Source organism: Nonomuraea sp. NPDC003727 (assembly GCF_053586935.1).
This window is the reverse complement of the sequence record NZ_JBSFNE010000003.1, coordinates 148,661-166,630: the sequence shown is the minus strand read 5'-3', so window position 1 is coordinate 166,630 and position 17,970 is coordinate 148,661. Positions and strand designations below refer to the sequence as shown.

Below are 17,970 nucleotides of genomic sequence, written 5' to 3'. Positions count from 1 at the left end.
GCCGAGGAGCCTGCTGTGCCGGAAGGACCCGAGAGGCCCGCTGTGCCGGATGGACGCGAGGAGCCGCTGTACCGGATGGATGCGGAGCGCGCCGTATTCGATAAGCCCGATAAGTCCGGTGCCCGGTGGATGCGAGGAGGGCCCAGGTGGGGACCGCCCGGATGGCCGGGCGGTCCTGGAGGGGCCGGTGGGGTCAGCTCTGGCGCTTGAAGATCTTGCTGCCGAGCCAGACCAGCGGGTCGTACTTGCGGTCGACGACGCGCTCCTTCAGCGGGATCAGCGCGTTGTCGGTGATCTTGATGTGTTCGGGGCAGACCTCGGTGCAGCACTTGGTGATGTTGCAGTAGCCGAGCCCGTGGTCCTTCTGCGCGGACTCCTTGCGGTCGGCCACGTCGTAGGGGTGCATGTCCAGCTCGGCGATCCGCATGAGGAAGCGCGGCCCGGAGAAGGCCGGCTTGTTCTCCTCGTGGTCACGGATGACGTGGCAGACGTTGTTGCACATGAAGCACTCGATGCACTTGCGGAACTCCTGCGAGCGCTCGACGTCGACCTGCTGCATCCGGTACTCGCCGGGGCGCACGTCGGCCGGCGGCGTGAACGACGGCACCTCCCTGGCCTTCTGGTAGTTGAACGACACGTCGCACACCAGGTCCTTGATGACGGGGAAGGTGCGCATCGGTGTGACCGTGATCGTCTCGTCCTCCTCGAAGGTGGACATGCGGGTCATACAGCCGAGCCTCGGCTTGCCGTTGATCTCCATGGAGCAGGAGCCGCACTTGCCGGCCTTGCAGTTCCAGCGCACGGCCAGGTCGGGCGCCTGGGTGGCCTGGAGCCGGTGGATGATGTCGAGGACGACCTCGCCCTCGTTGACCTCGACGGTGAAGTCCTCGAGCTTGCCCTCGCCGCCCTCACCGCGCCAGACGCGGAACTTCGCCTTGTAACTCATTCGATCCCGTCCAACTCGTCGTCGGTGAGGTACTTCTTCAGCTCGGCCAGGTCGAACAGGGCCAGCAGGTCGGGGCGCATCGGCTGCTGCTGCTTCTCCTCGACGGTGACGGACGAGCCGTCGGCGGCGGCGGAGCAGACCAGCAGCTTGCGCCGCCATTCGGCGTTCATGCCGGGGAAGTCGTCGCGGGTGTGGCCGCCGCGGCTCTCCTCGCGCATCAGCGCGGCCTTGGCCACGCACTCGGACACGAGCAGCATGTTGCGCAGGTCGAGCGCGAGGTGCCAGCCCGGGTTGTAGATGCGCCCGCCGGCCGCGCCGACGAGGTGGACCCGCTCCTTCAGCTTCTCCACGACCTCGAGCGCCTCGGCGACCTCCGAGGACGTCCTGATGATGCCGACCAGGTCGTTCATGGTCCGCTGGAGCTCGTGGTGGACCTCGTAGGGGTTCTCGCCGGAGCGCTCGAGCGGGGCGATCGCCTCGGCCTTGGCGCTGTCGACGCTCTCCTGCGACACGGTGGGCCGCGCGCTCAGCGAGTCGATGTAGGCGGCGGCGCCGGCGCCCGCGCGCCTGCCGAACACCAGCAGGTCCGACAGCGAGTTGCCGCCCAGCCGGTTGGAGCCGTGCATGCCGCCGGAGACCTCTCCGGCGGCGAACAGTCCCGGTACGGCCGCGGCGGCGGTGTCGGCGTCGACCTCGACGCCGCCCATGATGTAGTGGCAGGTGGGGCCCACCTGCATCGGCTCGGCGGTGATGTCGACGTCGGCCAGCTCCTTGAACTGGTGGTGCATCGACGGCAGCCGCTTGACGATCTCGGCGGCGGGCAGCCGGGTGGAGACGTCGAGGAACACGCCGCCCTGCGGCGATCCGCGCCCCGCCTTCACCTCGGAGTTGATCGCCCTGGCCACCTCGTCACGCGGCAGCAGCTCCGGAGGGCGGCGGTTGTTGGCCTGGTCGGTGTACCAGCGGTCGCCCTCTTCCTCGGTGGTGGCGTACTTGTCCTTGAACACCTCGGGGATGTAGTTGAACATGAACCGCTCGCCGAGCGAGTTGCGCAGCACGCCGCCGTCGCCGCGGACCGACTCGGTGACCAGGATGCCGCGCACGGACGGCGGCCACACCATGCCGGTCGGGTGGAACTGGATGAACTCCATGTTGATGAGCTTGGCGCCGGCCAGGAGGGCCAGGGCGTGGCCGTCGCCGGTGTACTCCCAGGAGTTGGAGGTCACCACGTACGACTTGCCGATGCCGCCGGTGGCCAGCACGACGGCGGGGGCGTCGAAGACGACGAAGTTGCCGGTCTCGCGCCAGTAGCCGAACGCGCCGGAGACGGCGTCGCCGTCCTTGAGCAGCCGGGTGACCGTGCACTCGGCGAACACCTTGATGTAGGCCTCGTAGTCGCCGTGGTTCTCGTAGTCCTCCTGCTGCAGGGCGACCACGCGCTGCTGCAGGGTGCGGATCAGCTCCAGCCCCGTCCGGTCGCCCACGTGCGCGAGCCGCGGGTACTCGTGGCCGCCGAAGTTGCGCTGGCTGATCTTCCCGTCCTTGGTGCGGTCGAACAGCGCGCCCCACGCCTCCAGCTCCCACACCCGGTCGGGAGCCTCCTTGGCGTGCAGTTCGGCCATGCGCCAGTTGTTCAGGAACTTGCCGCCGCGCATGGTGTCGCGGAAGTGCACCATCCAGTTGTCGTCGGGGTTGACGTTGCCCATGGCCGCCGCCGCGCCACCCTCGGCCATGACCGTGTGGGCCTTGCCGAACAGCGACTTGCACACGATCGCGGTGCGCTTGCCCTGCTGGCGGGCCTCGATGGCGGCCCGCAGCCCCGCGCCGCCGGCGCCGATGACGACGACGTCGTATTCGTGACGCTCGATTTCCACTTGAGATCCCACGTGTTCCGGGTCCTTACGCGTACGGGAAGGTGATGATGCCCTTGGCCACGAGGCGGACGTAGAAGTCGGCGCCCATCACCGAGAACATCGACGCCCACGCCAGCGGCTGGTGCTTGGCGTTGAGCTTGGAGACGAACGTCCAGGCCTTGTAGCGCAGCGGGTGGCGAGAGAAGTGGTTGAGCCGTCCCGCGGTGATGTGCCGGCAGGAGTGGCACGACAGCGTGTACAGGTTGATCAGGATCGCGTTGCCGATGAGGATCCAGGTGCCGAGCCCGAGCGGCTTGTGGACGAGCGCGAGCACCGCGTCGTAGGCGAGCACGAGGCCGATCACGATCGCCGCGTAGAAGAAGTAGCGGTGGATGTTCTGGATGATCAGCGGGAAGCGGGTCTCACCGGTGTACTTGCCGTGCGGCTCCTGGACCGCGCATGCCGGCGGCGAGAGCCAGAACGAGCGGTAGTAGGACTTGCGGTAGTAGTAGCAGGTGAGCCGGAAGCCACCGGGCAGGCCGAGGATCAGCAGCCCCGGCGGCAGGGTGTACCAGTCGCCGAACGGCGCCAGCCCGAGGAACCTCGCCCCCTCGTGACACGAGGTCGCCAGGCACGGCGACGAGAATGGTGCGATGTAGGGCTCGACGAAGTAGCTGGTGTCGAGAATCGCCCACACACCGTAGACCAGAAAGGACATCAGCCCTAGAAAGGTCAAAAGCGGGGCGATCCACCATCGATCTGTGCGCAACGTGCGCACCGTGATTCGGGCGCGCTCTCGTCTGACCTGGGGTTCAGGGGTCGTCTGGGTCATCGCGGACCTCTCCACCTCCCGCGGAATGGGTGCTGCGAGGGTGGTGGAATCACTCGCCTCTCGCGCATTGGTGGGGGATACGTTACGACGCTGGCATCGGGTTGTGTGAGAAGCATCACTCACCTTTTCCGATGCCTGGCTGTGATTCCCGTCACCCATCCCCGTTAGGGGGCAGTTTAACCACGCTCACGAAGAACTCGTCGATCTGCCGGACGACCCTGACGAACTGATGAAGATCCACCGGCTTGGTCACGTACGCGTTGGCGTGGAGGCGGTAGCTGTGCAGGATGTCCTCCTCCGCCTCGGAGGTGGTGAGGACCACGACGGGAATGCTGCGCAGGTCGGGGTCGCTCTTGACGTCGGACAGCACCTCCCTGCCGTCCTTGCGGGGCAGGTTGAGGTCGAGCAGCATCATGTCGGGCCTGGGCGCGGCGGTGTAGGCGCCCTGCCGGCGCAGGAAGGCCATGGCCTCCTCGCCGTCGCTGACGACGTAGAGCGTGTTGCGCACCCGGTTGAGCTCGAACGCCTCCCTGGTCAGCAGGACGTCGCCGGGGTCGTCCTCGACCAGCAGCACGTTCATCACTCGCCCCTGCCCGGAAGGGTCCACCGCACGGTCGTGCCGGGGCCCTGCCTGGTGTCATTGTCCACCCAGATCCGGCCGCCGTGATACTCCACGATCTTCTTGCACAGTGCCAGCCCGATGCCGGTGCCCGGATAGCGGTCGCGGGTGTGGAGCCGCTGGAAGATCAGGAAGATCCGGTCGGCGTACTTCTGCTCGATGCCGATCCCGTTGTCGGCGCACGAGAACTCCCACATGCCGTCGGCGGCCTCACGGGCCGCGATGTGCACGACGGGCGGCTCGTCGCTCCGGAACTTGACGGCGTTGCCGACGAGGTTCTGGAAGAGCTGGGTGAGCTGGCTCCTGTTGCCCGTCACCTCGGGCAGGCCGGTGCAGGTCACCTCGGCGCCCGCCTCCTCGATCTGGGCGGCGAGGTTGGCCAGCGCGGCGTCGAGCGGCAGCGCGGCGTCGAGCGGCACCTTCTCGCCGCCGATCCTGCCCACCCTGGAGAAGTCCAGCAGGTCGTTGATGAGCAGCTGCATCCGCTTGGCGCCGTCGACGGCGAAGGAGATGTACTGCTTGGCCCGGTCGTCGAGCTGGTCGCCGTAGCGCTGCTCCAGCATCTGGGTGAAGCTGGCCACCTTGCGCAGCGGCTCCTGCAGGTCGTGGCTGGCCACGTAGGCGAACTGCTCCAGCTCGCCGTTGGAACGCCTCAGCTCCTCCGCCTGCTCGTCCGACCGCCGCCACTGGGACAGGATCCTGCGCCGCATCGCGTCGATGTGGCCCGACAGCTCCGCCAGCTCGGCGGGCCTGTCGACGCGCAGCGGGTGGTCGAAGTCGCCGTGGGCGACCGCGCGGACCTGCGCGGCCAGCTCGGTCACCGGGCGCAGCACCATGTGCCTGACGATCAAGCCGATCAGCACGAGCAGGCCGATCAGGACGGCGGCCAGCACGCCGAGGGCGAAGGCGAACGTCCTGGCCCGATCGGTCAGGCGCCCGACGCCGCTGTCATGGTGCAGCTTCAGGGCGGCGCGCTGGCCGGACAGCGCGAACCTCAGCTGGTCGAACCTGCCCCGGTCGGCCTGGACACTCTCCTTGGTCAAGGCTCTGCCCTTGAGAATCGGCTCGGCGACCTCCGCCCGCCAGGCCGCCGCGGCCCGCGTGATGCTGTCGATCCGATGTCCGGGCATCAGGCCGTTGATGCGCGCGACGGCCCTGTCCTCGCTCGCGCGGGCCCGCTCGTAGGCGTCGGCGTACTGCGGGTCGGCGGTCAGGCCGAAGTCGGTGACCGCCTCCCGCTGGCTCGCCAGCGCGCCGGCCAGGTCGAGGGTGGCCAGCATGGTCGGATCGACGACCTCGACCACCTCGTGGCGCGCGTCGGACAGCCTGCCGAGCGAGCTGACCGTCACCGTGGCGCCCGCGACGACGACGAGCAGCCCGACGATCGCGGCGAACAGGAACCAGCGCCCGATGGGCAGCCTGCCGTACCCCGTGGGCGGCTTAGGGGCGGGGAGCGGGCGCAGCGCGGACATGCGGCTCAGCCCTTCCTCGTGATCAGTACGGCTGCGAGGTCGTCGCTCAGGACCTCCCCGTTGATCTCGGTGACGCTCTCGATGAGGCGGTCGAGATCGATGCCGCCGTGGTCGGCGATGATCGCCAGCAGGCCCTCGGTGCCGAGCAGGTCGGGCCCGCCGTCCACGGTGGCCTCGATCAGCCCGTCGGTGTAGGCCAGCAGCGACCACGCGTCGCCGAGCGGCACGTCGATGGCCTTCCACTCCACGTCAGGGAAGATGCCGAGCGGCGGCCCCGAGGGGCCGCCCCTGACGACGTCGATCTCACCCCCTCGGATGAGCACGGGCGGCGGGTGGCCGACCAGGTGCATGGTCGCGCGGGCCAGGCCGGGGTCGATGGTGGCGGTGCAGAGGGTGGTGAAGATCTCGGGAGACTTGCGCTCGTGCCTGAGGACGGTGTCGAGCGTCTGGAGCGCGTCGTTGCCGTGCCGTCCCGCGAGCGTCAGCGTGCGCCAGGCGATGCGCAGCGCCACCCCCAGCGCGGCCTCGTCGGGCCCGTGTCCGCACACGTCGCCGACCACGGTGTGGATCGCCCCGTCGGGGCCCTGCACGGTGTCGAAGAAGTCGCCGGCCAGCAGCGAGCGCTGGCGTCCCGGGCGGTAGCGGGTCCGGTGCTCGACCGCGCCGGGCTCCAGCAACGGCACCGGCAGCAGCCCGCGCTCCAGGCGGGTGTTCTCCCTGCGGATCAGCTCCGACTGGATGAGCCGCTGGTGAGCCAGGTCGGCGCGCTTGCGCTCGATGGCGTAGCGGATGGCCCTGGCCAGCAGGCGGGCGTCGATGTCCTGCTTGACCAGGTAGTCCTCGGCGCCCTCTGCGACGGCCGCGATGCCGACGTGCGCGTCGTTGAGGCCGGTCAGCACGACCACGGCCACGTCGGCCGCCATGGCCAGCACGTGGCGCAGCGCCTCCATGCCGGTGGCGTCGGGGAGGGAGAGATCGACAAGAACGCACTGGATGTCGCGGTTGAAGCGGTCCTTCGCCTCGGCCATGCTGCGCGCCCACGTGATCTTCGGCGGCTTCTCCACCTCCTGAAGCAGCTCCTCGACAAGGAACGCGTCGCCAGGGTCGTCCTCGATCAGCAGCAGGGGCGGCATTTCAGGAAGGCCGTGGGCTGTCACGTACACCTCTGATGAGCTCGACACCTTGGGGGAGTTCGCCGCCATGCTCCGCTTCGGCCAGGAAGAAGAGCAAGGTGGCACGGAAGGCCTGGGCGGCCCTGGTCTGTTCGACGTCCTTACGATGCGCCAGCGCGATCGTACGGCGCAGGCCGGGAGGGGCGAGGGGGATGCCGGTCAGGCCCGGCCTGCCGTCCAGCACCATGGAGGGCACCACCGCCACGCCCAAGCCGGCTTCGACGAAGCGCAGCACGGCGTCCATCTCGCCGCCCTCGACGGCGAACCGCGGCTCGAACCCCGCCTGCCGGCAGGCGGCCAGCGTGGCCTCCCGCAGGTCGTAGCCGCGCCTGAACATCACCATGGGCCGCCCGCGCAGGTCCTCGATCCGCAGGTACGGCCGGCGGACCCGCTCGTGTGACGGTGCGGCGACGACCAGGTTCTCACGCAGGACCTCCTCCGTCACCAGGGCCGGGTCGTCGCTCTGCAACGGCATGATGATCACCGAGAGGTCGAGCTGCCCTCTGGCGAGCGCTCTGACCAGGTCGCGCGAGCCGCCCTCCTCCACGAGCAACTCGATGCCCGGATAAGCACGATGAAAACGAGCGAGCGCGTCGGCCAGCAGGCCCGCGCACAGCGACGGCGTGGCGCCGAGCCGTACGCGGCCTTTCCTGAGGCCGGCCAGCTCGGCCACCTCCTGGCGGGCGGTGTCGGCGTCGGCCAGCATCCGGCGCGCCAGCGGCAGCAGGGCCTCGCCCGCGGGGGTCAGCGTGACGTTGCCGCGCGCGCGGGAGAACAGCGGGGCGCCCAGCTCCGACTCCAGCGCCTTGATCTGCTTGCTCAGCGACGGCTGCGCCACACGCATGCGCTCGGCGGCCTGGGTGAAGTGCCTCGTCTCCGCCACCGCGACGAAGTAGGCGAGCTGCTGGAGCTGCACTTTCCACAGCGTAGGGGTTGTGAGATTGGTCGCACGGCAGCGGGTGCCAAGCGCCCCTCTGCCGGATGTATAGCCTGAGGCTATCGAAACCAGAACTGTGATGACTTGGACGGATAAACGCAGCGTAAATAGCGTCGGACGTTGTGACAGCCACGATTGAGCGCGGATCCGCCACCGCGCCGGTTTCCACCCCCGCCAAGGCACCACAGCCACCGGCGAAGCCTTCAACGCCCAAGAAGACCGGCGGGTTCCTGGGCTCCTCGAACGGCAAGAAGGCCGTGATGGCCGTCACAGGCGCCATTCTCGTGCTGTTCCTGCTGCTCCACATGGTGGGCAACCTCAAGATCTTCCTGGGGAAGGCCTCCTTCGACGAGTACGCGCACTTCCTGCGCGTCATGGGCGAGCCGCTGGTGCCGTACCGGACGGTGCTGACGCTCACCGAGGCCGTCCTGTTCGTCAGTGTCGTCCTGCACATGTGGGCGGCCATCTCGCTGGCCAGGCGCGCGGCCAAGGCCCGCCCGGTGAAGTACGCGGTCAAGAAGTCGCAGGCCAAGGGCTACACCACGCACATCATGCGGTTCGGCGGCATCACGATCGCGCTGTTCGTCGTCTGGCACCTGCTCGACCTGACCTTCGGCGTCGTCAACCCGGCCGGTTTCTCCTCCGCCCCCTCCGAGCGGCTGGTCGACGGCTTCCAGCCCGGACGCTGGTGGGTGACCGTCTTCTACGTCGTGGCCGTCGTCATGGTGGGCCTCCACCTGCGCCACGGCCTGTGGAGCATGTTCCAGACGCTCGGCTGGTCGAACGGCCGCCGCCGCAAGCCGCTGAACACCGTGGCCGCCCTGGTCTCGGCCGTACTGGTCGCCGGCTTCCTCGCGGTGCCGTTCGCGGTCATGACAGGAGTGGTGAAGTGAAGTACACCGAGGGTCCCGAGATCAGGGACGCCAAGGCGCCCTCCGGGCCGATCGAGGAGCGCTGGGAGAAGCGGAAGTTCGGCGCCAAGCTGGTCAACCCGGCCAACAAGCGCAAGCTGAACGTCATCGTGGTCGGCACCGGCCTCGCGGGCGGCTCGGCCGCCGCGACGCTCGGCGAGCTCGGCTACAACGTCAAGTCCTTCTGCTACCAGGACTCGCCCAGGCGCGCGCACTCCATCGCCGCGCAGGGCGGCATCAACGCCGCCAAGAACTACCGCGGCGACGGCGACTCGATCTACCGGCTGTTCTACGACACGGTCAAGGGCGGCGACTTCCGCGCCCGCGAGTCCAACGTCTACCGGCTGGCCCAGGTGTCGGTGAACATCATCGACCAGGCCGTCGCGCAGGGCGTGCCGTTCGCCCGCGAGTACGGCGGGCTGCTCGACACCCGCTCCTTCGGCGGTGCGCAGGTCTCCCGCACCTTCTACGCCCGCGGGCAGACGGGCCAGCAGCTCCTGCTCGGCGCCTACCAGGCGCTGGAGCGGCAGGTCGCGGCGGGCACCGTGCAGATGTTCACCCGGCACGAGATGCTCGAGCTGATCGTCTCGGACGGCAAGGCGCGCGGCATCATCGTCCGCGACATGGTGACCGGCGAGATCGAACGCCACGTGGCCGACGCGGTCGTGCTGGCCACCGGCGGCTACGGCAACGTCTTCTACCTGTCGACGAACGCCAAGGGCTGCAACACCACCGCGATCTGGCGGGCGCACGAGCAGGGCGCCTACTTCGCCAACCCGTGCTACACGCAGATCCACCCCACCTGCATCCCGGTCTCCGGCGAGTACCAGTCGAAGCTGACGCTGATGTCGGAGTCGCTGCGCAACGACGGCCGCGTGTGGGTGCCCCTGGCCAAGGGCGACACGCGGGCTCCCGGGGAGATCCCCGAGGACGAGCGCGACTACTACCTGGAGCGGATCTACCCCGCCTTCGGCAACCTGGTGCCGCGTGACATCGCCTCCCGCGCCGCCAAGAACGTCTGCGACGAGGGTCGCGGCGTCGGCCCCGGCGGGCTGGGCGTCTACCTCGACTTCCGCGACGCGATCAACCGCCTCGGGCGCGACGCCGTCGGCAAGAAGTACGGCAACCTGTTCGAGATGTACGAGCGCATCACCGGCGAGAACCCCTACGACGTGCCGATGCGCATCTACCCCGCCGTCCACTACACGATGGGCGGCCTGTGGGTGGACTACGACCTGCAGTCCACCATCCCCGGCCTGTTCGTGATCGGTGAGGCCAACTTCTCCGACCACGGCGCCAACCGCCTGGGCGCGTCGGCGCTGATGCAGGGCCTGGCCGACGGGTACTTCGTGCTGCCGACCACCATCGGCGACTACCTGGCCGACGGCCCCTTCGGCGAGGTCGACGAGGAGGCCGTCGCCGAGGCCGAGATCAAGGTCCGCACGAAGATCGACAAGCTGCTGTCGATCAACGGCACCCGCACGCCCGACTCCTTCCACCGGGAGCTCGGCAAGATCATGTGGGACTACTGCGGCATGGAGCGCACCGAGGAGTCCCTGCGCAAGGCGCTGGAGCTGATCCCGTCGCTGCGCGAGGAGTTCTGGCGCAACGTCAAGGTCTCCGGCACCGCCGAGGAGCTCAACCAGGTGCTGGAGAAGGCCGGCCGGGTGGCCGACTTCTTCGACCTGGCCGAGCTCATGTGCCTCGACGCGCTGGTGCGCACCGAGTCGTGCGGCGGTCACTTCCGCGCCGAGTCGCAGGACGCCGACGGTGAGGCGCTGCGCGACGACGAGAACTTCGCGCACGTGTCGGCGTGGGAGCACAGCGCCGACGGTCCGGTGCTGCACAAGGAACCGCTCGAGTACGAGTACGTCAAGATGAGCCAGCGGAGTTACAAGTGAACCTGACCCTCAAGGTCTGGCGCCAGAGCGGTCCCGGCGACGCTGGTCGGTTGGTGACCTACCTGGCCAAGGACGTCTCGCCCGACATGTCCTTCCTGGAGATGCTCGACGTCGTCAACGAGCAGCTGATCCTGTCGGGTGACGACCCGATCGCCTTCGACCACGACTGCCGCGAGGGCATCTGCGGCATGTGCGGCATGGTGATCAACGGCGTGGCGCACGGCGAGCAGGTCGCCACCACGACGTGCCAGCTGCACATGCGCCACTTCGAGGACGGCGCCACCATCACCATCGAGCCGTGGCGCGCCGCGCCGTTCCCCGTGGTGAAGGATCTGGTCGTCGACCGTTCGGCGTTCGACCGCATCATCCAGGCAGGCGGTTTCGTCTCCGTCCCGGCCGGCTCCGCCCCGGACGCGCACAGCCTGCCGGTGCGCAAGGAGGACGCCGACGCCGCCTTCGACGCGGCGACCTGCATCGGCTGCGGCGCGTGCGTGGCGGCCTGCCCGAACGGCTCGGCCTCCCTGTTCACCGCGGCGAAGATCACCCACCTGTCGCTGCTGCCGCAGGGCCAGCCCGAGCGCGTCAGCCGCGCCAGGGCCATGGTCGACCAGATGGACGCCGAGGGCTTCGGCGGCTGCACCAACACCGGCGAGTGCACGGCGGTCTGCCCGAAGGGCATCCCGCTGGACACCATCGCCAGGATGAACGCCGACTACCTGAAGGCCAACGCCAAGTAGCGCCGTCACGCGGGCCGTACCTCCCTGGGCGGGGGTACGGCCCGCTGTGTTTCCCGCGGTACCGCTGTGACGGGTGGGCACGGAAAATGGTTTGCCTGGTCAGCCGGGCCTTTGTCAATCTTGACGGGCTATGCGCTCCCTACCCCAGGCCGATCCCGGCATCCCTGACTCACGCACGCCCACGCGCTACCTCCTCTGGACCGCGCGCAACCAGGCGGGCGCCCTTGCCGTCGGCATCGGCTTCGCCACCCTGTGGTGGTTCGCGCAGGCGCTCATGCCGCACGTGCTCGGCAGGGGCATCGACGCCGTCCTGGGCAAGGACTCCGGCGGGCTGGTGACCTGGTCGGCCGCGCTGCTCGGGCTGGGGCTCGTGCAGGCCTACGCCGGCATCATGCGCCACCGGCTCGCCGTCTACAACTGGCTGGCCGCCGCCTACCGCACCGTCCAGGTGACCACCAGGCAGGCGACCAGGCTGGGCGCCACGCTGCCCAAGCGCCTGTCGACCGGCGAGGTGGTCAGCGTCGGCAACTCCGACATCGCGCACATCGGCAACTCGATGGACATCCTGCTGCGCGGCACCGGCTCGATCGTGGCGATCGTCACGGTCACCGTGATCATGATCTCCACGTCGCTGGAGCTCGGCCTGCTGGTGCTCGTCGGCGTGCCGCTCATGGCGATCGCGGTGGGCCCGCTGCTCAAACCGCTGCACAAGCGCCAGCAGGCGCACAGGGAGCTCCAGGGCGAGCTGTCCACCAGGGCCGCCGACATCGTCGGGGGCCTGCGCGTGCTGCGCGGCATCGGCGGCGAGCAGGTCTTCGCCGAGCGCTACCGCGAGGAGTCCCAGCGGGTACGGCACGCCGGCGTGCGGGTGGCCGGTGTCGAGTCGGTCCTGGAGGGCGCGCAGATCCTGCTGCCGGGGCTGCTGATCGCGATCGTGACCGGCATCGGCGCCTCGTTCGCCGTCGGTGGGCAGATCAGGACCGGCCAGCTGGTCGAGTTCTACGTCTACGCGGTCTTCCTGATCGGCCCGATGCGCACGCTGACCGAGGCCGCCGACAAGCTCACCAAGGGCCACGTCGCCGCCCGCAGGGTCATCCGGATCCTGGCGATCGAACCCGAGGTGAGCGGCGGCGCCGAGTCCTCGCCCGGCGGCCTGCTCCACGACGTCAAGAGCGGCGTCACCGTCCGGCCCGGCACGCTGACCGCCATCGCGTCCGGCACGCCCGAGGACGCCATCGAGATCGCCGACCGCCTCGGCCGCTACACCGACGGCCAGGTCTCCTTCGGCGGCATCGACCTGGGCTCGCTCCCGCTGCGCGAGGTCCGCGCCAGGGTGCTGGTCGCCGACAACAACGCCAGGCTGTTCGCCGGCCGGCTGCGCGACGAGCTCGACGTCCGCGGCGACGCCTCCCCCGAGGCCGTACGGCAGGCGCTGCACGCCGCCTGCGCCGAGGACATCGTGGAGGCGCTCCCCGACGGCCTCGACGCCCACGTGGCGGAGGCGGGCCGGGAGTTCTCCGGCGGGCAGCAGCAGCGCCTGCGCCTGGCCAGGGCGCTGGTGACCGACCCCGAGGTGCTGATCCTGGTCGAGCCGACCAGCGCGGTCGACGCGCACAGCGAGGCGCGCATCGCCGACCGGCTGGCCAAGGCCAGGGCCGGCAAGACGACGCTGGTCTGCACGACCAGCCCGCTGGTGCTCGACCGCACCGAGCACGTGATCTACGTGGAAGGCGGCAGGGTGCGCGCCGAGGGCGCGCACCGGGAGCTGCTGGCCACCGAACCCGCCTACGCGGCGACCGTGACGAGAGGGGAGGACTGAGATGGCTCGGGAGATCCTGCCTGTCGCCGACCAGGCGCAGGTGCGCGCCTACGCCAGGCGGCTGACGCTGAAGTACCCGCGCGAGCTGACCGTCGCCCTCGCGCTGCACGCGCTGGCCGCCGCGGCCGGGCTCGCCGTGCCGTGGCAGCTCGGCGACCTCGTGGAGGACGTGCGGCGCGGCGCCGAGGTCGACGGCACGCTGGTGGCCGTCGGTATCGGAACGTTCCTGGTGCTGCAGTCGGTGCTGGTCCGCTTCGCGGTGCTGGCCTCCTCCAGGCTCGGCGAGAAGGTGCTGGCCGAGCTCAGGGAGGAGTTCGTCGAGCGGGTGCTGGCGCTGCCGCTGTCCACGGTGGAGCGGGCCGGTTCCGGCGACCTGATCACCCGGACCTCGCGCGACGTCGACTCGCTGTCGAGGACGGTGCGCCACGCGGTGCCCGAGACGCTGATCGCCCTCGTCACGGGGGCGATCACGATCGGTGCGATGCTGCTGGTCAGCCCGCTGCTCATGGTGCCGATGCTGCTGGCCGTACCGATCATCTGGATCTCGACCCGGTGGTACCTGAAGCGGGCGCGCGACGGGTACCTGCGCGAGAACGCCGCCTACGCCGACATGACCGAGGGCCTGGCCGAGACGGTCGAGGGCGCCAGGACGGTCGAGGCGCTCGGCCTGCAGGAGCGGCGCCACGCCCGCACCGACGGCGACATCGGGCGCTCGTGGGCGGCCGAGCGCTACACGCTCGGGCTGCGCACGGTGTGGTTCCCGGCCGTCGAGCTGGGCTACGTGATCCCCGTGGTGGCCGCGCTGCTGGTCGGCGGGCTGTTCTACATCAACGGGTGGGTGATGCTCGGTCAGGTCACCGCCGCCGTGCTCTACGCCCAGCAGCTCATCGACCCGCTCGACAGGTTCCTGATGTGGATCGACGAGCTGCAGGTCGGCGGGGCCGCGATGGCGCGCCTGCTGGGCGTGGCCAACGTGCCGGACGACCGTACGGCCGGGGCCGACACCCCCGACGGCGAGGACCTGGTGGCCGCCGACGTCCGCTACTCCTACCGCGAGGGCCACGACGTCCTGCACGGCGTCTCGCTGACGTTGCGGCCCGGCGAGCGCCTGGCCATGGTCGGCCCCTCGGGAGCGGGCAAGTCGACGCTGGGCAGGCTGCTGGCCGGCATCCACGGCCCCCGCACCGGCACGGTGACCGTCGGCGGCGTGCCGCTGGTCGACCTGCCGCTCGACGACCTGCGCGGGCACGTCGCCCTGGTGACCCAGGAGCACCACGTCTTCCGCGGCACGCTGCGCGACAACCTGCTGATCGCCAGGCCGTCGGCCTCGTCCGACGAGGTGCTCGGCGCGCTGCGGGCCGTCGACGCGATGGAGTGGGTCGAGTCGCTGCCCGACGGGCTCGACACGATGGTCGGCTCGGGCGGCACGTCGATCTCGCCCGCGCACGCCCAGCAGCTCGCGCTGGCGCGGCTGGTGCTGGCCGACCCGCACACGCTGGTGCTGGACGAGGCCACCTCGCTGATCGACCCGCGCGCCGCCAGGAACCTGGAGCGGTCGCTCGCGGCCGTTCTCGACGGCCGCACGGTGATCGCCATCGCGCACCGCCTCTACACCGCGCACGACGCCGACCGGGTGGCCGTGGTCGAGGACGGGCGGATCAGCGAGCTGGGCTCGCACGACGAACTGGTGGCCGAGGGCGGCTCCTACGCCGCCCTCTGGGCGAGCTGGCACGGCGCCCCGGCGCCGACCGCCCGCTGATCACTTCCAGAAGCGCACCTCGGGGTAGGCGCGGGACGGGCCGTCGAGCAGCGGCCCGTCCCCGCCCCTCAGCTGCCGGTCCACGAAGGCGGCGACGTAGGCGCGGGTGATCCCGATCGCCCGCGTGCCCTCGATCGCGCTGCCCGGAAGGCCGAGCTGGGGCCGGAGAACCGCGTAGTCGACGAAGGCCGCGTGGTCGGTGCCCTCCACGGTGATCCACCGCTTCCAGCCCACGAGATTGCCCCACGACTGCTTCCAGCTGGTGTCGCGGCCGTCCGGCACGTGCGCGGGGTTACCCGCCATCAGCACGGGCCTGTCCAGCTCCGCCACCACCGGGGCGAACGTGCCGTCCAGATTCGCCGCCGCCTTCACCCGGTGGTCGGCCAGCAGCAGCTGGACGGCGCTGTTGCCGCCCATCGAGTGGCCGACCGCGGCGATCCTCGACCGGTCGGCGAGCCCGCGCCCGATCAGCTCGTCGAGGACGAACCGCAGGTCGGCGACCCTGACGGCGGCGACCTTCGCGCCGTCCTGTCCCTTGACGCACGCCAGGCAGGTGGTGGTCCTGCCGTCGGGGAAGGTCGTGGCGACCGACTCGTAGGTGTGCTCGACCGCCGCCACCAGGTAGCCCCTGCTGGCCAGGTCCTCGGCCAGGGAGGTGAGGGTCGCCTTGGGCATGCTGAATCCGGGCGACATCAGCACCAGCGGCAGCCGCTTGTTCGGCGGGGGGCTCTGCCGGGCGTGCGTCCTGGTCTTCACCAGCGCGCCGGGCGGCACGTCGAAGCCCTTCAGCACGGCCGCCGACTCCTCCCCGGTCAGGTACGGCGCGGGCCGGCCGCCGGGCCGCGTGGCGGGGTACCAGAGCGAGACCATCAGCTCCCGCCGGTCGGCCTCGGGGTTCCACGGGTCGGGGCGCGCGGTGTCCACCAGGTGCAGGGTGGTCGTGCCGACGGGCCGGTCGCCGGTCGGTGCGGGCAGGGCGGTCCGCGTGCCGGTCGGTGCGGGGACGGCGGGCCGGGCGCCCTCGGCCCCTGCGGGGACGGCGCCGCTCGTGAGCGCGACCGCCGACAGGGCTGCGACAACAAGTGTTCTCCTCATGCGGGCCACTCTGGTCGGCGTCGCGGGAGCCCGTCCGCCCTCGATCGTCGATCACTCTTTACGACTTTCGTCGTAAAGAGTCCGGTTCGCCGCGCCGTACGCTCGGACCATGCTGCTCGGTGCCGTGGTGTTCCTGGCCTGCCTGGCCGTCGTCAACGGCCAGATGGGGGTGGCGTCCAGCCTGCCCTGGCCGCTGACGACGACGGCCGCCGTACTCGCCGGGCTGGCCGCCTGCTTCACGCGGCGCTCCTGGTGGCCGCTGGCGGTCGCCGGCGCCGCCGGCTACGTGGCGCTGGCGATGTGGCCGCCGCTGCTCGTCGCCTCCTACTACGCGGGCACGACGTCGCGCGGGCCGCGGAGCGTCGCCGCCTACGCGGGCGCGGGCGTGGCCGTCACCGGCCTGTCGGCCGTGGTGGGCGCGCTGCTCGGCGGCACGCGCGAGACGGTGACCGGCACGTTGGCCAACGCGACCCTCGTGGGTGCGGCGGTGATCGCGCTGCCGCTGGTCTTCGGCCTGTGGGTCAGAGCCAGGCGCGACGTGCTCGCCGCCGCGAGGGAGCGCGCCGACCGGCTCGAACGCGAGCAGGTCATGCGCGCCGAGCAGGCCCGTGCACAGGAACGCGCCCGCATCGCCCGCGAGATGCACGACGTCGTCGCCCACCGGGTGTCGCTCATGGTGATGCACGCCGGCGCACTCGAGGTCGGCACCTCCGACCCGCGCACCGCCGAGGCGGCCGCCCTCATCGGCGGCATCGGCAGGGAGGCCCTGGCCAACCTCCGCGACGTCCTGGGAGTGCTGCGCACCCCCGCGCAGGCCCCGCCCCGCGCGCCCCAGCCCACGCTGGCCGACCTCGACGCGCTCCTGGACCGCTCGCGCGCCCTCGGCCTCACGCTGACCAGGCACGACGAGGGCCACACTCGAGAGATCGGCCCCACGGCCGAGCGCACCGCCTACCGCGTGGTGCAGGAGGCGCTCGCCAACATCCACAAGCACGCCGGGCAGACCGCCGCCGACGTCGCCATCCGCTTCCTGCCGTCCGCGCTGGAGGTGGTGGTCACCAACCAGCCCCCCGTACGGCCGGCCACCCCGCTCCCCGAGTCGGGCTGGGGCCTGGTCGGCCTGCGCGAACGGGTCGAACTCGGCGGCGGCACCCTGCACGCCGCCCCCCGCGAGGACGGCGGCTTCGAGCTGCGGGCCAGGATCCCCGCGTGATCCGGGTCCTCATCGTCGACGACGAGGCCCTGGTCCGGTCGGGCCTGCGGCTCATCCTCGAAGCGGCGGGCGACATCGTGGTCGTCGGCGAGGCCAGGGACGGGGCCGAGGCGGTCTCCGCGGTGGCGCGGCTGCGGCCCGAGGTCGTGCTGATGGACGTGCGCATGCCGGGCACCGACGGGCTCGCCGGGGCCGCCCGCGTCCTCGGTGCCGCCGACCCGCCCAAGGTCATCATGCTGACCACCTTCGACCTGGACGAGTACGTGCACGAGGCGCTGCGGCTCGGGGCCGTCGGGTTCCTGCTGAAGGACACCCCGCCGCGTGAGCTGGCCGCGGCCGTACGGACCGTGGCCGAAGGGCAGGCGATGCTGTCGCCGACGGTCACCAAACGGCTGATCGGGGCGTTCGTGGACAGGACGCCGTCGAGGGCCGAGACGGCCAGGCGGCGGCTCGCCTCGCTCACCGGGCGGGAGGAGGACGTGATCAGGGCGCTGGCCAGGGGACTGTCGAACGCCGAGGTGGGCCGCGAGCTCCATCTGACGGAGGCGACGGTGAAGGCCCACGTCAGCAGGGTGCTGGCCAAGCTCGGCCTGACCAACAGGGTCCAGGCGGCCGTCCTCGTCCACGACGCCGACCTCGGCCTCTGATGAAGGGCTCCTGAGCTGTCTGCGGACGCGGGCGGGCAGGTCACCGGCGGGCCCGAA

The 17,970-nt window shown here is 70.7% G+C and carries 15 protein-coding genes; 7 read left to right on the top strand and 8 right to left on the bottom strand.

Translation table 11 applies throughout. The features are described 5' to 3' along the window. Window positions 1–193 precede the first annotated feature (193 nt). The 7 genes from ACWDLG_RS09535 to ACWDLG_RS09505 all read right to left on the bottom strand — a co-directional run bounded on the left by ACWDLG_RS09535 (window position 194) and on the right by ACWDLG_RS09505 (window position 7,810). Window positions 194–946: a succinate dehydrogenase/fumarate reductase iron-sulfur subunit gene (locus tag ACWDLG_RS09535; RefSeq protein ID WP_354905780.1), complete on the bottom strand. Its 753-nt coding sequence runs from the start codon at window positions 944–946 to the stop codon at window positions 194–196. Beyond that, window positions 943–2,820, bottom strand: coding sequence for a fumarate reductase/succinate dehydrogenase flavoprotein subunit (locus tag ACWDLG_RS09530; protein ID WP_449917847.1), 1,878 nt, complete (start codon window positions 2,818–2,820; stop codon window positions 943–945). Before ACWDLG_RS09530 ends, ACWDLG_RS09535 begins: the two co-directional genes overlap by 4 nt. A 25-nt stretch (window positions 2,821–2,845) precedes the next feature. Beyond that, entirely contained in the window at window positions 2,846–3,631 is a 786-nt protein-coding gene (locus tag ACWDLG_RS09525) for a hypothetical protein (protein ID WP_449917846.1), read from the bottom strand. A gap of 151 nt (window positions 3,632–3,782) precedes the next feature. Further along, entirely contained in the window at window positions 3,783–4,211 is a 429-nt protein-coding gene (locus ACWDLG_RS09520) for a response regulator (RefSeq protein WP_449917844.1), read from the bottom strand. Continuing rightward, window positions 4,211–5,722, bottom strand: coding sequence for a sensor histidine kinase (locus ACWDLG_RS09515; RefSeq protein ID WP_449917842.1), 1,512 nt, complete (start codon window positions 5,720–5,722; stop codon window positions 4,211–4,213). The genes ACWDLG_RS09520 and ACWDLG_RS09515 overlap by 1 nt, the downstream gene beginning before the upstream one ends. 5 nt (window positions 5,723–5,727) lie before the next feature. Next, the gene (locus tag ACWDLG_RS09510) at window positions 5,728–6,879 is read right to left on the bottom strand and encodes a PP2C family protein-serine/threonine phosphatase (protein WP_449917839.1); all 1,152 of its coding nucleotides are present in this window, start codon (window positions 6,877–6,879) and stop codon (window positions 5,728–5,730) included. Then, window positions 6,857–7,810: a LysR family transcriptional regulator gene (locus tag ACWDLG_RS09505; RefSeq protein WP_449917835.1), complete on the bottom strand. Its 954-nt coding sequence runs from the start codon at window positions 7,808–7,810 to the stop codon at window positions 6,857–6,859. The genes ACWDLG_RS09510 and ACWDLG_RS09505 overlap by 23 nt, the downstream gene beginning before the upstream one ends. Window positions 7,811–8,091: 281 nt before the next feature. Here ACWDLG_RS09505 and ACWDLG_RS09500 point away from each other — a divergent pair, with 281 nt between their 5' ends. From ACWDLG_RS09500 to ACWDLG_RS09480, 5 genes are all read left to right on the top strand, one after another. Then, window positions 8,092–8,724, top strand: coding sequence for a succinate dehydrogenase cytochrome b subunit (locus ACWDLG_RS09500; RefSeq protein ID WP_354905978.1), 633 nt, complete (start codon window positions 8,092–8,094; stop codon window positions 8,722–8,724). Beyond that, window positions 8,721–10,643, top strand: coding sequence for a fumarate reductase/succinate dehydrogenase flavoprotein subunit (locus ACWDLG_RS09495; RefSeq protein ID WP_354905792.1), 1,923 nt, complete (start codon window positions 8,721–8,723; stop codon window positions 10,641–10,643). Before ACWDLG_RS09500 ends, ACWDLG_RS09495 begins: the two co-directional genes overlap by 4 nt. Continuing rightward, window positions 10,640–11,380 (top strand): succinate dehydrogenase/fumarate reductase iron-sulfur subunit, encoded by a 741-nt coding sequence (locus tag ACWDLG_RS09490; protein WP_449917831.1) that lies wholly within the window; start codon window positions 10,640–10,642, stop codon window positions 11,378–11,380. The genes ACWDLG_RS09495 and ACWDLG_RS09490 overlap by 4 nt, the downstream gene beginning before the upstream one ends. A gap of 130 nt (window positions 11,381–11,510) precedes the next feature. Beyond that, on the top strand, window positions 11,511–13,199 hold the full coding sequence (locus ACWDLG_RS09485) for an ABC transporter ATP-binding protein (protein WP_449917828.1): 1,689 nt from the start codon (window positions 11,511–11,513) through the stop codon (window positions 13,197–13,199). 1 nt (window position 13,200) lies between these two features. After that, the gene (locus tag ACWDLG_RS09480) at window positions 13,201–14,958 is read left to right on the top strand and encodes an ABC transporter ATP-binding protein (RefSeq protein ID WP_449917826.1); all 1,758 of its coding nucleotides are present in this window, start codon (window positions 13,201–13,203) and stop codon (window positions 14,956–14,958) included. On the opposite strand, the gene ACWDLG_RS09475 is transcribed toward ACWDLG_RS09480, so the two are convergent. Further along, window positions 14,959–16,053 (bottom strand): alpha/beta hydrolase family protein, encoded by a 1,095-nt coding sequence (locus tag ACWDLG_RS09475; protein ID WP_449917824.1) that lies wholly within the window; start codon window positions 16,051–16,053, stop codon window positions 14,959–14,961. It abuts the gene before it with no gap. 109 nt (window positions 16,054–16,162) lie between these two features. Here ACWDLG_RS09475 and ACWDLG_RS09470 point away from each other — a divergent pair, with 109 nt between their 5' ends. Beyond that, on the top strand, window positions 16,163–17,266 hold the full coding sequence (locus ACWDLG_RS09470; RefSeq protein ID WP_449917821.1) for a sensor histidine kinase: 1,104 nt from the start codon (window positions 16,163–16,165) through the stop codon (window positions 17,264–17,266). Beyond that, complete coding sequence (locus ACWDLG_RS09465; protein WP_449917819.1) at window positions 17,263–17,913, top strand: response regulator; 651 nt, start codon at window positions 17,263–17,265, stop codon at window positions 17,911–17,913. Before ACWDLG_RS09470 ends, ACWDLG_RS09465 begins: the two co-directional genes overlap by 4 nt. Window positions 17,914–17,970: the final 57 nt, after the last annotated feature.

Coding starts and splice junctions, on each gene's coding strand:
- ACWDLG_RS09470 (WP_449917821.1), top strand. CDS start 16,163: ATGCTGCTCGGTGCCGTGGTGTTCCTGGCCTGCCTGGCCGTCGTCAAC.
- ACWDLG_RS09535 (WP_354905780.1), bottom strand. CDS start 946: ATGAGTTACAAGGCGAAGTTCCGCGTCTGGCGCGGTGAGGGCGGCGAG.
- ACWDLG_RS09520 (WP_449917844.1), bottom strand. CDS start 4,211: ATGAACGTGCTGCTGGTCGAGGACGACCCCGGCGACGTCCTGCTGACC.
- ACWDLG_RS09500 (WP_354905978.1), top strand. CDS start 8,092: ATGGCCGTCACAGGCGCCATTCTCGTGCTGTTCCTGCTGCTCCACATG.
- ACWDLG_RS09515 (WP_449917842.1), bottom strand. CDS start 5,722: ATGTCCGCGCTGCGCCCGCTCCCCGCCCCTAAGCCGCCCACGGGGTAC.
- ACWDLG_RS09480 (WP_449917826.1), top strand. CDS start 13,201: ATGGCTCGGGAGATCCTGCCTGTCGCCGACCAGGCGCAGGTGCGCGCC.
- ACWDLG_RS09475 (WP_449917824.1), bottom strand. CDS start 16,053: ATGAGGAGAACACTTGTTGTCGCAGCCCTGTCGGCGGTCGCGCTCACG.
- ACWDLG_RS09485 (WP_449917828.1), top strand. CDS start 11,511: ATGCGCTCCCTACCCCAGGCCGATCCCGGCATCCCTGACTCACGCACG.
- ACWDLG_RS09525 (WP_449917846.1), bottom strand. CDS start 3,631: ATGACCCAGACGACCCCTGAACCCCAGGTCAGACGAGAGCGCGCCCGA.